11 protein-coding genes and 1 riboswitch are annotated in these 13,417 nt (G+C 37.5%); of the genes, 7 read left to right on the forward strand and 4 right to left on the reverse strand.

All coding sequences use genetic code 11. From position 1 onward, the window contains the following. Positions 1-14: 14 nt before the first annotated feature. The 3 genes from A6749_RS15135 to A6749_RS15140 all read left to right on the forward strand — a co-directional run bounded on the left by A6749_RS15135 (position 15) and on the right by A6749_RS15140 (position 4,355). Entirely contained in the window at positions 15-1,934 is a 1,920-nt protein-coding gene (locus A6749_RS15135) for an Ig-like domain-containing protein (protein WP_066391128.1), read from the forward strand. Between the two features lie 332 nt (positions 1,935-2,266). Further along, on the forward strand, positions 2,267-2,422 hold the full coding sequence (locus tag A6749_RS28625; protein WP_169809863.1) for a hypothetical protein: 156 nt from the start codon (positions 2,267-2,269) through the stop codon (positions 2,420-2,422). 156 nt (positions 2,423-2,578) lie between these two features. Beyond that, positions 2,579-2,718, forward strand: a riboswitch (cyclic di-AMP (ydaO/yuaA leader). A 245-nt stretch (positions 2,719-2,963) separates the two neighbouring features. Continuing rightward, on the forward strand, positions 2,964-4,355 hold the full coding sequence (locus A6749_RS15140; RefSeq protein ID WP_236719800.1) for an amino acid permease: 1,392 nt from the start codon (positions 2,964-2,966) through the stop codon (positions 4,353-4,355). Between the two features lie 74 nt (positions 4,356-4,429). On the opposite strand, the gene A6749_RS15145 is transcribed toward A6749_RS15140, so the two are convergent. Then, positions 4,430-4,822, reverse strand: coding sequence for an acyl-CoA thioesterase (locus tag A6749_RS15145; protein WP_066391130.1), 393 nt, complete (start codon positions 4,820-4,822; stop codon positions 4,430-4,432). A gap of 577 nt (positions 4,823-5,399) precedes the next feature. Here A6749_RS15145 and A6749_RS15150 point away from each other — a divergent pair. The 3 genes from A6749_RS15150 (at position 5,400) to A6749_RS15160 (ending at position 8,531) form a co-directional block, all read left to right on the forward strand. Then, positions 5,400-6,413 carry an AraC family transcriptional regulator gene (locus A6749_RS15150; RefSeq protein ID WP_066391133.1) on the forward strand — a complete coding sequence of 338 codons (1,014 nt, stop codon included), beginning with the start codon at positions 5,400-5,402 and terminating at the stop codon, positions 6,411-6,413. A gap of 130 nt (positions 6,414-6,543) precedes the next feature. Then, on the forward strand, positions 6,544-7,338 hold the full coding sequence (locus A6749_RS15155) for an SDR family NAD(P)-dependent oxidoreductase (RefSeq protein WP_066391137.1): 795 nt from the start codon (positions 6,544-6,546) through the stop codon (positions 7,336-7,338). A 347-nt stretch (positions 7,339-7,685) separates the two neighbouring features. After that, positions 7,686-8,531, forward strand: coding sequence for an endonuclease I family protein (locus A6749_RS15160; protein WP_084797844.1), 846 nt, complete (start codon positions 7,686-7,688; stop codon positions 8,529-8,531). 88 nt (positions 8,532-8,619) lie between these two features. Here the strand turns inward: A6749_RS15160 and A6749_RS28435 are convergent, their stop codons facing one another. From A6749_RS28435 to hemG, 3 genes are all read right to left on the reverse strand, one after another. Then, positions 8,620-8,775, reverse strand: a complete 156-nt coding sequence (locus tag A6749_RS28435) for a hypothetical protein (RefSeq protein WP_161487149.1) — start codon at positions 8,773-8,775, stop codon at positions 8,620-8,622. Between the two features lie 12 nt (positions 8,776-8,787). Continuing rightward, a complete protein-coding gene (locus A6749_RS15165; RefSeq protein WP_066391139.1) occupies positions 8,788-9,627 on the reverse strand; it encodes a hypothetical protein in 840 nt (279 codons plus the stop codon). A 437-nt stretch (positions 9,628-10,064) separates the two neighbouring features. Continuing rightward, the gene (hemG, locus tag A6749_RS15170) at positions 10,065-11,447 is read right to left on the reverse strand and encodes a protoporphyrinogen oxidase (protein ID WP_066400982.1); all 1,383 of its coding nucleotides are present in this window, start codon (positions 11,445-11,447) and stop codon (positions 10,065-10,067) included. A 566-nt stretch (positions 11,448-12,013) separates the two neighbouring features. Here hemG and A6749_RS15175 point away from each other — a divergent pair. Further along, complete coding sequence (locus tag A6749_RS15175; RefSeq protein WP_066391145.1) at positions 12,014-13,414, forward strand: purine-cytosine permease family protein; 1,401 nt, start codon at positions 12,014-12,016, stop codon at positions 13,412-13,414. The last annotated feature ends 3 nt before the right edge of the window (positions 13,415-13,417 follow it).

Here is a 13,417-nt window from a genome sequence, read left to right on the forward strand (position 1 = left end):
TGGAGAATGAAGGAATGAAATCAATCTTAATGAGGACAGGGATATTGGTTTGTTTGCTGTTCCTCGGATGGTCTTTTGATAAAGCATCCGCGGAGATGACATGGCCATCCAAATGTAAAGCATTATATGGTGAGGTTAAACCCAATCAAAATCCATCCCCGCAGCATATTAACTGCCTATTGACGAACGCAGCATTGGCAGCCAATATTCCTCCGGAAGTGGTAAAAGCAGTGGCTAAACAAGAAAGTGATTGGATGCAATTTAAAAATGGTCAGCCTAATATATCAAATGATGGCGGAATTGGCATCATGCAAATTACCAAACATGAGGGATATAAAGATCAGGAATTGAAAGATGATATTTATTACAATATCCAGGCGGGTGTCGAAATTCTTAATATCAAGTATAAGGATACACCCAAAATAGAAGGTGTAGGACCAGAGGTTATTGAAAATTGGTATTTCCCAGTAATGGCTTATAACGGGATTAAGCCTGTAAACAGTCCTATTTCACAAACTGATGAGAAGAGAAATACGAATGCTTATCAGGAAAAAGTCTTTTCTAAAATTAAGGACGATAGCTTTTTAGGAGATACGAAGTTAGCACAATTCTCTTTTACTAGAAATGATTTTGATTATGATTCTAACAGTAATGATAATATTGTTTTCATAACGAAAGAATATACCATAACTGATCAAATGCATATTTCCACCCATCTTTTTCAAACGGGTAATAAGGTAATTGTAACAAAGGACGGGGTGAATTTAAGGTCAAAACCAGGGAATGATGGAACTCCCTCGTCAAGTGTAAAAGAGTTATCGAAAAATACAACACTCACGATTGACGGGAATTTTGCCTTTGATAAATTTTCGGACAGTAACCAATATGTATGGTATCCGGTCAAAATAGAAAACTCGCAAGTTCAAGGTTTTATTTCTTCGGCCTATATTAGTAGAAAATTAGATTCTCCTAAAGTCAATCCCGTAGGAGATAATGATAAATCGCTATCTGGCAAAGTTACTGCGGGTGTCAGAGTACAAGTAAAAAATGGAACACAGTTGATTGGTAATGCTGTGGCTGATGGAAATGGGAGCTTTAATGCTGCCATTCCTGTGCAAAAGGCAGGATCGAAATTAGCAGTAACCTATATGGATCAGTTAAATGCTGTCAGCCTTGTTACAACCATTGTAGTAGCAGATAAAACAGCTCCAATTGCGCCAAAGGTGAATAAGGTTACAAATAAATCTTCGGAAATATCCGGTAAAACAGAAGCGAATGCAGCTGTGTCCGTAGTAATTGCCGGGAAAACCTATAGCAAAAAAGCGGATAAGTACGGAAATTACAAAATAGTCATACCGGTACAAAATACGGGAGCTAAGATAACGGTTACTGCGAAAGACAGTGCAGGTAATGTAAGTGTGGCTAGCAAAGTTACTGTGGTAAGAGCGGCGCCGAATATGCCTAGTGTGAATAAGGTGAATAACAAAGCAACAACAGTGTCGGGTAAAACAGAAGCAAAAGCAACCGTAACTGTAAAAATCGCCAGTAAAACCTATAAAGGAAAGGCGAATAGTTACGGGAATTACAAAGTGGTAATACCAGTTCAAAATACAGGAACTAGTTTATCAGTCACAGCAAAGGACGGCGCTGGCCGGGTAAGTGCTTCTAGAAGCATTAAAATCATTCGTGTCGCACCAAACCTTCCTATAGTAAATAAAGTCAGATACAATTCTAATACAGTGTCTGGAAAAACCGAAAAGTATGCAACTGTAACCGTGAAAATTGGTAAAAAGAACTATACAGCAAAAGCAAATGTTTATGGAAATTTTAAAGTGAAAATTCCAAAGCAGCGGGCAGGAACAAAATTATATGTGAATGCCAAAGATGCAAAAGAGAAGATAAGTGCAACAAGAACCGTTGCTGTATCAAAATGAAAAGGTCAATAACTATTTAGAATCTGCCCAGTCTTAGGACTGGGTTTTTATGTTTTGGGAACAATCCCTAATCCGGGAGGTGCATTGTAATTTTGCGAGTGCAAAATGTTTTGGCGCATAATCCTTAAAAAAGCAAAAATAATTGGCGGCATTTAAGTGCAAAAACATAATAAAATCCTAATTTCTTGCGGGGAAACAAGTTGGCATGGTTTTTGCATTATAGAATATGAATATATGGTGCAAATGATGAAAATCAAAATGAATCAGAAACTAATTTCACCATACGGATTCAGAAAGTTCAATTATAAAAAGGAAAGGGGAAATGACTTTTTATGTGGATCATTACTGTGCATTCCACAAGCAATGTCCAAATGTTTGAATTCGACAATCAAGATGAAGCAAAAGCGGCTTTCAAGGATATAAAAGGGTGTAAATATCTCAGCCATGTGATTTACTATAATGATTTTGATTTAGCTGAAGCGCATTAATTCATATAGAGATATTTTAATTTGAAAATAATAAAAGTATATCATTATAGTTTTGAATTTTACTAAGATATTGATAGTAAAATATTTTTCAAATTAATAAAAAATTATTTTACATTTTAAAAAAATATAAGTATTATATTGATATTATAGTTTCAATTTTCTAAATCGCTCAAACCATTAGGTGCGGGGGAACCAATTAGATGGAAATCGTCTAAGGGGTGAATCCTTTTTAGGTAGGGCTACTCAAGAGGCCCGAATCCGACAGCTAACCTCGTAAGCGTTTTATGAGAAGGAAGGTGGAGCTTGTGACGCAAGAAATCATGTGTCTACAGGTCTATTTTACGAGGACTTGTGGGCACTTTTTTTATCCTCCTCATTATTAGACTCTTCTGATAATATGAGTGAATTTTTTAATTTTTATCAACCAGGAAAGGACTGAATAAGGATGTTAGCCCAAAGGAAACATGAAATTTACCAGCAGCCAGAGGAACAAGATAATGGACCAAAATTAAAACGCGATTTAAAATCACGTCATTTAACGATGATTTCAATTGGAGGAGCTATTGGCACAGGGCTGTTTCTTAGCAGCGGTGCAGCGATTAATACAGCCGGACCCGGTGGTGCCTTGCTTGCTTATGCGTTTGTCGGAGCGATGGTCTTCTTTGTTATGACGAGTTTAGGAGAAATGGCTGCGTTTATGCCTGTAAGCGGTTCATTTAGTACATACGGATCGAAATTTGTTGATCCTGCTTTTGGCTTCGCAATTGGCTGGACGTATTGGTTTAACTGGGCCATGACGATTGCGGCGGAGTTAGCGGCCTCGACGATGATCATGAAGTTTTGGTTTCCAAACAGCCCATCATGGGTATGGAGCGGATCGTTCTTGGCATTAATTTTTCTGTTAAACTATTTATCTGTAAAAGGATACGGTGAAGGGGAATATATTCTTTCTTTTATCAAAGTCTCTGCCATTGTGCTCTTTATCATCGTTGGCGTACTGATGATTTTCGGTATTATGGGCGGCGAGGCAGTAGGCTTTAAAAACTTTACAGTCGGCGATGCGCCATTTTCAGGCGGTATATTAGGTACTTTTGTTGTCTTTATAGCAGCCGGATTTTCCTTCCAAGGGACAGAAATTGTTGGTGTGACTGCAGGTGAAAGTGAGGATCCTGCAAAAAATATCCCGAAGGCAGTTAAAAGTGTTTTCTGGAGGATTCTATTATTCTATATTTTTGCGATCTTTATTATTGGACTTCTTATTCCTTATACAAATCCTAATTTACAAAATGATAGTGTTATTGTCAGCCCGTTTACCCTTATTTTTAAAAAGGCCGGGATTGCATTCGCTGCTTCACTCATGAATGCTATTATTTTAACAGCTGTATTATCTGCAGGGAATTCGAGTCTTTATGCCTCAACCCGTATGCTATATTCAATGGCTAAAGCTGGGCAGGCACCGAGGATTTTTGAAAAACTTAACAGCCGCGGGGTGCCAGTTGCGGGCATGGTTTTAACTTGTGCGATTGGCGCACTTGCATTTTTAGCTTCTTTCTTCGGTGATGGGGTTGTCTATATTTGGTTAATGAATGCTATTGGGATTACTGGATTTATCTTTTGGCTTGGTATTTCCATCAGTCATTATCGTTTCCGAAAAGCCTATATTGCTCAAGGCCATTCTTTAGATCGTTTACCGTATAAGGCCAAATGGTTTCCGCTTGGACCTATCTTCGCTATTGCTTGCGGCGTAATCGTTATTTTAGCGCAAAATTTCCAAGCATTTTTGGCGGATAAAATTGATTGGGGCAGTGTTGTAGCTGCGTACTTAGGAATTCCGCTCTTTCTATGTTTATGGTTTGGTTTTAAATTCTTTAGGAAAACAAAAGTGGTTAAACTTGAAGAAGTTGAATTTGAGTTTGATAAAAAATATGATTAATAAATATAGCAAGGGATAGCCGCACACACATGCAGCTATCCCTTGCTATTCTCTGCTAGTCCTTTTGTATCTGTCTACTCGAATAATTCCCGTAATTCAGCAGGGACTTCACGGCTTTTTCTCGTCTCTGCGTCCATCGTTACACATGTTATCAGTGCATCAGCACATTTTTCACCATGTTGATTATAGATTTCCTGAAAAAGCACATAACTGCTTCGTCCCACCTTTTCCGGCCGGGTTTTGATCGAAAGCTGATCATTTTGTTTACATTCTTTACGATAGTTAATATTGATGTTTACTGTAACAGTTTGGATTCCCATCTCGAGAAATTTATCATAAGGAAGCTTAGCATTTTCATACCAGTTTTCGCGCCCCCACTCGAGGTACTCCAAATATTTCGCATTGTTGACATGACCGTTTACATCAATTTCCGTAGAACGCACAACAATCTCTAATACATCCTCCATTACCTTTTCACCTTCCATCGTAATTTATTTTAATAATATCCTATCATAATCAACACATTCTTAGGACGGGTTTTAAAAGGAGAGGGGAAAATAATATTCCCTAAATTTTTTCTGGTATTTAACTAATGTATATAATGGCAGTATGTTTACTAATATTTACACGTGACTTTGAAGTTATGCTTATACAACAACAAATGGGCCATATTGTGAAGTATAGACATATTGATACAGGGAAAATTAAATTAATGCTAAGCTCAACTTAAGCCCAAGATTATAATGAGTGGTTTTCTGATGAGTAGGTACAAATAACACAAACACTAATACATTTTTAATCTTAGGTTAATAGAAATATTTAGGGTGTCTTTTAATGAAGCTGCCTGTATAAACGGCAGCTTTATTACGTTAATGGCACCTATTACTATCGGAATTATTCGACGTAGTTGGCTAGTAAAATGTCGCCATTTGCTAGTTACGAGGCGACATTGAATAGGTAATATAATATTTGTCCCGTTAATTAGGTAGAACGCAATCACAACCAAAACTAGTGAATGTGTAGATCGCTAAAGGAGGACCCAATATGAAGTCTCATACTCGTATTAAAATCCCGGCAGGATTTTGGACAGGCATAGATCAATTAGGGATTGCCCCCCACGACGTGGTTCGAAAAGCACGACTGCCGCTCACCATTATTACTGACCCAGTTGTCACCACCGACCAATATTTCGCAATTTGGCAGGCTTATTCGGATCTCATTGACGACACTGCCGAAGGAATTATCAAGCTTACGACCGTCTTTGAAACAGCGCATTACCCACCCGCAGTCTTAGCGACTTACCATGCTCGTGACTACCGTGACGCTCTAAAACGAATGGCACGGTACAAGCCGCTGTGTCCCCCTGAAAGCTTACGTATCACGGAGGGAAGTGAGTACTGTACCATTGAACTAGATTGGTTGTCTACCGAGCAGCCAGGTCCACCGATGCTGGTTGGAATCACTCTGGCATTTCTTTTGGAGCTTGGACGTCGAGGCACAGGTAAACCGTTGAAAGCGAGATTTGTCGAATTTTCTCACTCAATGGGAGACATACAGGCACTTGAAGCTTACTTCGGCTGCCATATCCGGATTGGTGCAAATTGTAACAGGTTGACGCTACATCGAGGAGATCTAGACCTCCCCTTTGTCTCGTACAACGAAGAGTTGCTGGAGATTCTGACTCCCGTATTGGACAAATCGTTAGATGAGCAGCAAAGCAGTCGCTCAATCACCGAAATGGTTAAGTGGATCATGAAACGTAGCCTAGCAGGAGGGCGCCCTGACATACAGACTGTCGCAAGCGAGTTGGGGATGAGCAATCGTACCTTGCAGCGACGTCTTACTGACGAAGGTACGAGCTTCAAGCATCTTTTGACACAAGTCCGACATGAGTTGGCTCGAGAGTACTTGGCAGACCCCTCGTTCGATATTAAAGAAGTAGCCTTCATGATTGGATATGAAGACCAGAACTCGTTCTACCGCGCCTTCCGCATTTGGGAAGGTGATACTCCCTCAAATTGGCGTACTGAACATTTAGATACAAACTCGACAAATTAACTTTGTCTTAAAAGGAAATTTTTTAACACGATATTAAAAAGATTAACCTAATAATTACCTTAAGGGGTAGGAGCGTTTTTATATTAACTTTTTATAATCATAAAAGGTAAATGAAATGGAGAAATGTATTATGGATATGGGATTAAACAATAAAACAGCTTTAGTTACAGGATCAACGAAAGGTATAGGTAAAGCAATTGCCATTGAACTTGCCAAAGAAGGTGTCAATGTACTAATTAATGGACGAAATTATGAAGAGGTAGAGCGAATTGTAAATGAAATTAAATCGGATTTCCCGGCTACTTCTCCTCAAAATGCTACAGCTGATATTGTTGATATTCAACAAAGAGAAGCTTTATTTAAAAAATACCCCGCTATTGATATTTTAGTTAACAATATGGGTATTTATGAAATTATGCAATATGAGGACATTGACGATGAAGTATGGGAGAAATACTTCCGTACTAATGTTCTTGCTGCAAATGGATTATCTAAATTTTATTTACCTAAAATGTTAAAAAATGATTATGGTCGCATTATTTTTATTGCGAGTGAAGAAGCAATCATGCCTTCAGGACAAATGCCTCAGTATTGTATGACAAAATCAATGCTATTATCATTGTCAAAAAGCTTATCAAAAATAACAATAGGAACAGAAGTTACAGTCAATACGATCATGCCAGGACCAACGCTATCTGAAAATGTTCATCAAATAATTGAGGGTATATATCCTAATGATGATATGACTTTTTCAGAAAAAGAGAAAGAATTTATGACTACAAATCTACCTCACTCTGAAATACAACGATTTATCAAGCCGATTGAAATAGGTAGACTAACTACATTTGTGTGTAGTCCTTATGCATCCGCATTTAAAGGTTCTCCAATCCGTATGGATGGGGGAATGGTACCGACAATTTTTTAGCACTTTTCTATTTCAAATATTGTATATAAGTTTAACAAATGTATAACAATAGGATGCTCTAATACTATAGAATTGGAGTTTCCTATTTCCTTTCTTATTCCACAAAAAGGGTGCTTTTCTTCAATATCCCAAATAATAAATAAGCCGAAAAAAATACAAGTTTTCATTCATTATATGCATATTTTTACCTTTTTTACATTTAAAAAACTTATTGATATAAACAGCATTTTTTAATTATCAAATATAACTAAATACTTCTAAAGTAACTATTATTTAGAAATCAGAATTGTTAAACTACTAATAACATCATGGGTTGGCTTCAATTTAATCCTATAGGAGGGAAAAAAATGAAGCACAATGAAAGTTTGATTCCGTTTCTAGTAGTTGAACAAGCAGAAAGGGGCAAATTACTGACTAAAGAACGGGAGGACGCAAAGGCGGCCTATTTGGAATTCAGCAAAAATCGCAGCTACTACGAGGAACAAAGAGATCTAGAAATTCAACAAACGTACTATGAAAATGCTGAATTTGAGAAAAACAGTATTCATCGTTTATTAGAAAAGACTCATAAGAATAAGCTTGGATACTCTCCGCATCGTTATGTTTACCCATGGGTGGATCTCCAGGAAAATGGGCAACTGAAAAGCTTATATTCAGGGAAAGGAATGGATCCCCTTGCTGTGATTGAGGAGGATATTCGGATTCTTGAAAACATAGAAAGTGGGAACATTACTAGTTTAACAGAGGAAATGACCTTTAATTGTGAGCATGTGGTACCTCAGTCATGGTTTCATAAACAAGAGCCAATGAGGGGAGACCTGCATCATTTATTTTCCTGTGATCCCGTATGCAACAGCCGCCGCGGAAACAGCCCTTATACTGACTTTGTTGATTATGTTCCGGAAAAGCTGGCTTTAGGAATCCAGGAAGGCTGTGGAAAAGCAGATGAAGGAAAATTTGAGCCTGAGTACGGAAAGGGAATTGTTGCAAGGGCCACATTTTATTTTTTAACCCGGTACCAAGGAGCAATCAATACTAATCAAGTGAATCTGCAGGTTCTACTAGATTGGCATAAGCATTTTCCAGTTTCTCTTTATGAAAAACACCGCAACCTGGCCATCTATGATTTACAAGGGAATCGGAATCCGTTTATTGATTTTCCGGAAATGGCTGAGAATTTGTTATGTGAATAAGAAGATTTTGGCGTAAAAATTTTTTCGCGGTTTTTTAAATAGTTACTCAAATGAAACAGCAGCACTTAATTTAGTGCTGCTGTTTCATTTATGCATTTTGTTTTTTTCTATTCGCTGTAATACTCCCATTAGTCTTGAGAGTGCTTAGATGAGCAATCCGATTACCTTTTGTCCCTTTAACTATAGCTCCGTTTCGTTTGATGGTGGAGGAACCAATGGTGTGTGGTTTCACTGTACTCGCCATAAAAGCCGTCTCCTAATTACCCGCATTCTTTTTCCTTTTGAATTGTCTCAAAAATCGGTTATTCGTTCCTAATAAGATTATTTTCGAGGTGTAGTAGGTAAATTCCTTTAAGTTTTCATTTGTAAATATGTTATCTTTGTGAATAAATACGGCTAGTCCTAATTTTAATTGCCCGTAATTGCGAACCGAAATGAACTGTCTAATAGGACTTTCACTTAATTCCATTCTACTGTTGACAGCAGATTCTTGAACCCGCACATAAGGCATATCTAGTGCAGAGTTTATTAATTTAGCAACACTTTCGAGATCTGTTGGCGTTTTTAAATAAACTAATTCTATATCGTTGTTTTTACCTGCAAAGTACCAAACAAATTCAATTTGACGTTCAGGAAGACCAAATATTCTTTTGATTTCTGTGTGTTTACTCATCATGAATATCGTGACTTTTTCGTCAATTATTCTAAGTGCAGATTGTTGATCGAATGCTGTTAATACATCTCCTAACTTGTCTTCAAGATCTAAGTATGAATCGAAATCATCAGCCTTACCTGAAAGAAGTGCAGGAGTTTTTTTCATGATTACATTTTTAATTATTAATACAGCATTTACCAAACCCACAAGGAATAAACCGTAAGTCAAGATTAAAAGGATAAATTGCAATGCTTGTAATAAAGGACTTTTCTCTTCGTGGTATTTAAAAAAATCAGCAGTAATAAAATTGGACAGCTTTTTATGGAGATCTTTTAGTAGGTCGGAGTCATTGGTGATTAAATAAATGGAAAATAAAGATATGATTAAAAATAAAATGAAGCCTGGCACGCCAAATTGTTTAAATCTCTCTTTCCAAGCCAAATAAGCACCGCCCCCCTTATTTGGCTTAATTTTACAAAAGTAATGGTATATTTACAAGGTGTTGAAGAGTAATTGGTTAGTATTTACCAGGAAGAATAGGTCGAGCTCTTTGTAAAGTAGTACAGAATACCTTGGTCCCATTTTTAAGGGCTTTTTCCCTTTCGTTAGATATTGTAACTTGTATGTTAATGTCCAAAAGATTTTTAATCTTGGAGCGAATCATCAAAACATCTCCTTTCCCAATGGCTATATTATTTATCATTTACCCCGGATAGAACATATTATGTGTAAAAGGTAAATATTGCATTTAGGTGGCCAAGTTACCAGGAGGCAACAAAGGAATCAGACCCCCGATTATTAATGCAGCGGGGGTCTGACCTTTTTCAAATCCCATAAATTAATGATCTCTGTTATCTTTATTAAAATGCAAGGAAGCATTAAAATAATTCTACAATCTTCCTTGCAGATTCTATTCCGTTTTCGATACAATCGGGGATCCCAACCCCATAATAGGAACAGCCAGCAAGGATGATTCCCGGGTAGTCTGCTGCCATTTTGCCTTCAAGAGCCTCGACACTTTTGGGATGACTGATTAAATAATTCGGCATTTGACCGGTCCAATTCGTGATTTCACTGGCAACCGGCTGGGCACTAATGCCAAGGGATTTGTAAATGTCTTTAAGTGCTGTCTCAAGCAGATTTTCCTTACTCATTTCCTTTAATGAAGCAAAAGCTGGATGACTGCTCTTATAAAATAACCGAACAAGCAGGTTCCCGGATGTTGAGGTATGCTCCCATTTCCGGCTTGTCCAGGTACAGGCATTGCAGGACAATTCATCAGTTTTCGCGGTAATAAAACCCGTTCCGTCTGCAGGAAGTATGGTGTCAGGCACCTCAAAGCCGAGATACACACTGATCAGTGAACTGTTTTTCAGGTTGGAAAATTCACTTCGTAGTTCAGGGTCATCGATTAAGCCTTCTGCGGCTGTGTGCGGAATGCTAAGCATGACATAATCTGCTTCGATGATTTCCTGATTGTTTAGAATCAAATGATAACGACTGCCAGCTTTATCGATTTTATCAACCTTTGTATTTTTGAAAATTTCTGTTTCGCCAAGCTTGGTCGCATACGCGTCAATCAATGAGTCTAAGCCATTTTTGAAGGAAAGAAACTTCCTTTCCCCACCTTTGAATTTCTCCTTATTGGCTTCAAATCCTTTTATAATACTTCCGTATGTTTCTTTATAATCAATCAAATACGGAAGGGTAGAGGCGATGGTTAAGTCGCTGAGTTTCCCCGAATAGACCCCAGAAAGAACTGGAGCAATTTGTTTCTCAACTAATTCCGTTCCAAGAAAATGCTCAAGAAAGGCACCAACTGAATCGTTTTTGGTGAACGTTTCATTTTTTGTATAAAAATCCTTTAGCGCTTCCACTTTTCCTTCTGCAGAAACAAGCGTACTTTTTGCCAGTGATTCAATGTTTGTGGGAATTCCGAAAACCGTCTCATCAGGAATCGGCTTCAATTCTCCATCGCTATATATAAAGGAACGTCCTGTCGTATTGTAGACAACCTCGTTCTCCAAGCCAAGTTCTTCGATTACAGACATTGTCTCCATTTTTCGGGCGACAATGGAATCCGCACCCGCTTCCATCACAAAGTCATCTTGTTTGACGGTACAGATTTTTCCGCCAAGCTGTTCGGATGCTTCTAATAGAATCAGCCTGACATCCGTTTTATTTGTTATTTTCCACTTTTTAAATTCATACATGGCCGATAGCCCAGTAATACCGCCACCAATTATAACGACTGTTTTCACTTTTGCCACCTCTTATATCTCCATATCTTAGTCCCCATAAGTTTACCATTACCAGTCAGATTCCGGTACAATCATGGTCAGCATCCCAGAAATTTTTGATTATGTAAACTGAATGTGTTATACTATTAACATATTAAAAGGGCGGTTTTAAAAAACCACTATTAAATTCTATATTGAAAACTCTCCAAATTTATCTTAACTGCTGGATTCGGTAGTTTATTCCTTCTAAAAAACATTACTTAGATCTGTTGAAACGATCGAATGATTCTTCCTCAAATATATGAATCATTTTAAAAATCCTATTTTAAGTTACGGCCATAACAAAATGCAGGCCATTTTACCATCTATATAGACATTTAGCTGAAATTTTGATTCATGAAATCAGTATTTTTTTTTTTGCTGTGATTAATGAAAATAAGAATTACACTTATTTTCATGATTTTAATCCTATCTTGCGCTGTTACATATTGTTCCTACTAACTGTCTTATCTATGTAGCAGCTTGTGATTCTGCAAATATAGTTTGAAAAAGTATGTTAAAACCTACACAAAGAAAGGAATGATAAAATGGGAACTGGTCAAACTAGATATCTATCTGTAAAAGAAAAGATGACAGATGATTATTCGTACGATAAAGTACCTATAGAAAAAAGGAATATGGGCTGGTTTAGTATTACAAACATAACCTTTGGAATCGCAACAGCTATTTTTTACTTTCAAATGGGAAGTGTAATGGCGCTTCAATTTGGGGCGGTTAACGCAATTATATCAGCCGTTTATGCCATCGTTGTGGCTGGAATACTCGGAACAATTATTGCCTATTTATCAGCTAAATCTGGTATGAATGTAAATTTATTATCCAGAGGAGGATTTGGATATATAGGCGCTTCATTAACCTCGTTCATTTACGCATCGAACTTTATTATGTATTGTGCATTTGAAGGCATGATATTAGTTGCTGCTATACACGCATTTTTTCCCTTCATCCCAGTATGGCTGTTAATTATCATCTTCGGTTCAGTTGTAATACCTTTGAATTGGTTCGGTATCAAACAGCTGGATAAATTACAAAAATGGTCATTGCCAATATTCGGTGTCTTTTTAATTACAACCATCACTGTAGCATTCAACAGAACTTCGCTTTATGATGGAAGCTTTTGGACATATATGCCTGAAGGAGTTCAAGCAGGAGGAACCGCTTTACTGCTTTGTATTGGAATGCAGCACGGCATTATGGGGTTAACAGCTCTTCTTGCATCAGATTATGCTCGTTTCCTTAAACCGAAGGATATCAAAATTGGCTCATTCATGATTGGTTTTATCCCGCAAGTTTTTTGCTTTGGAGTAATGGGCGGTCTTGGAATATGGTTTGGTGTCCGTTTAGGAGAGTCCAATCCGGGTGTTTACATTGTGTCACTTCTTGGTTTGGGTGGGGTTTTATTCACTTTGTTGACTCAAATCAGAATTAATATTACCAATATATATAGTGCATCACTTTCACTATCTAACTTTTTTGAGAATGTTTTTAAATTTAAGCCAGGAAGACGATTCTGGATTGTTGTGGCAGGGGTAATATCGATTGCCTTGATGCTGGGCGGAATTCTGGATCATCTAGATACTGCTATGACATTCCAAGGGGTATTCCTTTTGACATGGGCGGCTATTTTGGTTACTGACTCTTTAGTGGTGAAAAAAATATTAAAGATTGGCCCTGGTTACTATGAGGCAAGACAGGAGAATTTGTATAAGTGGAATCCCGTTGGTGTTATTCCACTCATTATAGCAAGTGTATTAGGTACGATTGCTGCATTGGGATATATGGGATTGTTCTTACAAAGTACGGCGGCCTTTTTTGCAGCGATTCTAGCATCTATCCTTACTGTAGTCCTAGCTGTTTTAACAAAGGGAAAATATTATAGCATGAGTAAAGCTGGTGATATATCGGAAGAGGATAATATTGCTTCATAGTAT

This window comes from Neobacillus mesonae, assembly GCF_001636315.1.
Lineage (GTDB): Bacteria > Bacillota > Bacilli > Bacillales > Cytobacillaceae > Neobacillus > Neobacillus mesonae.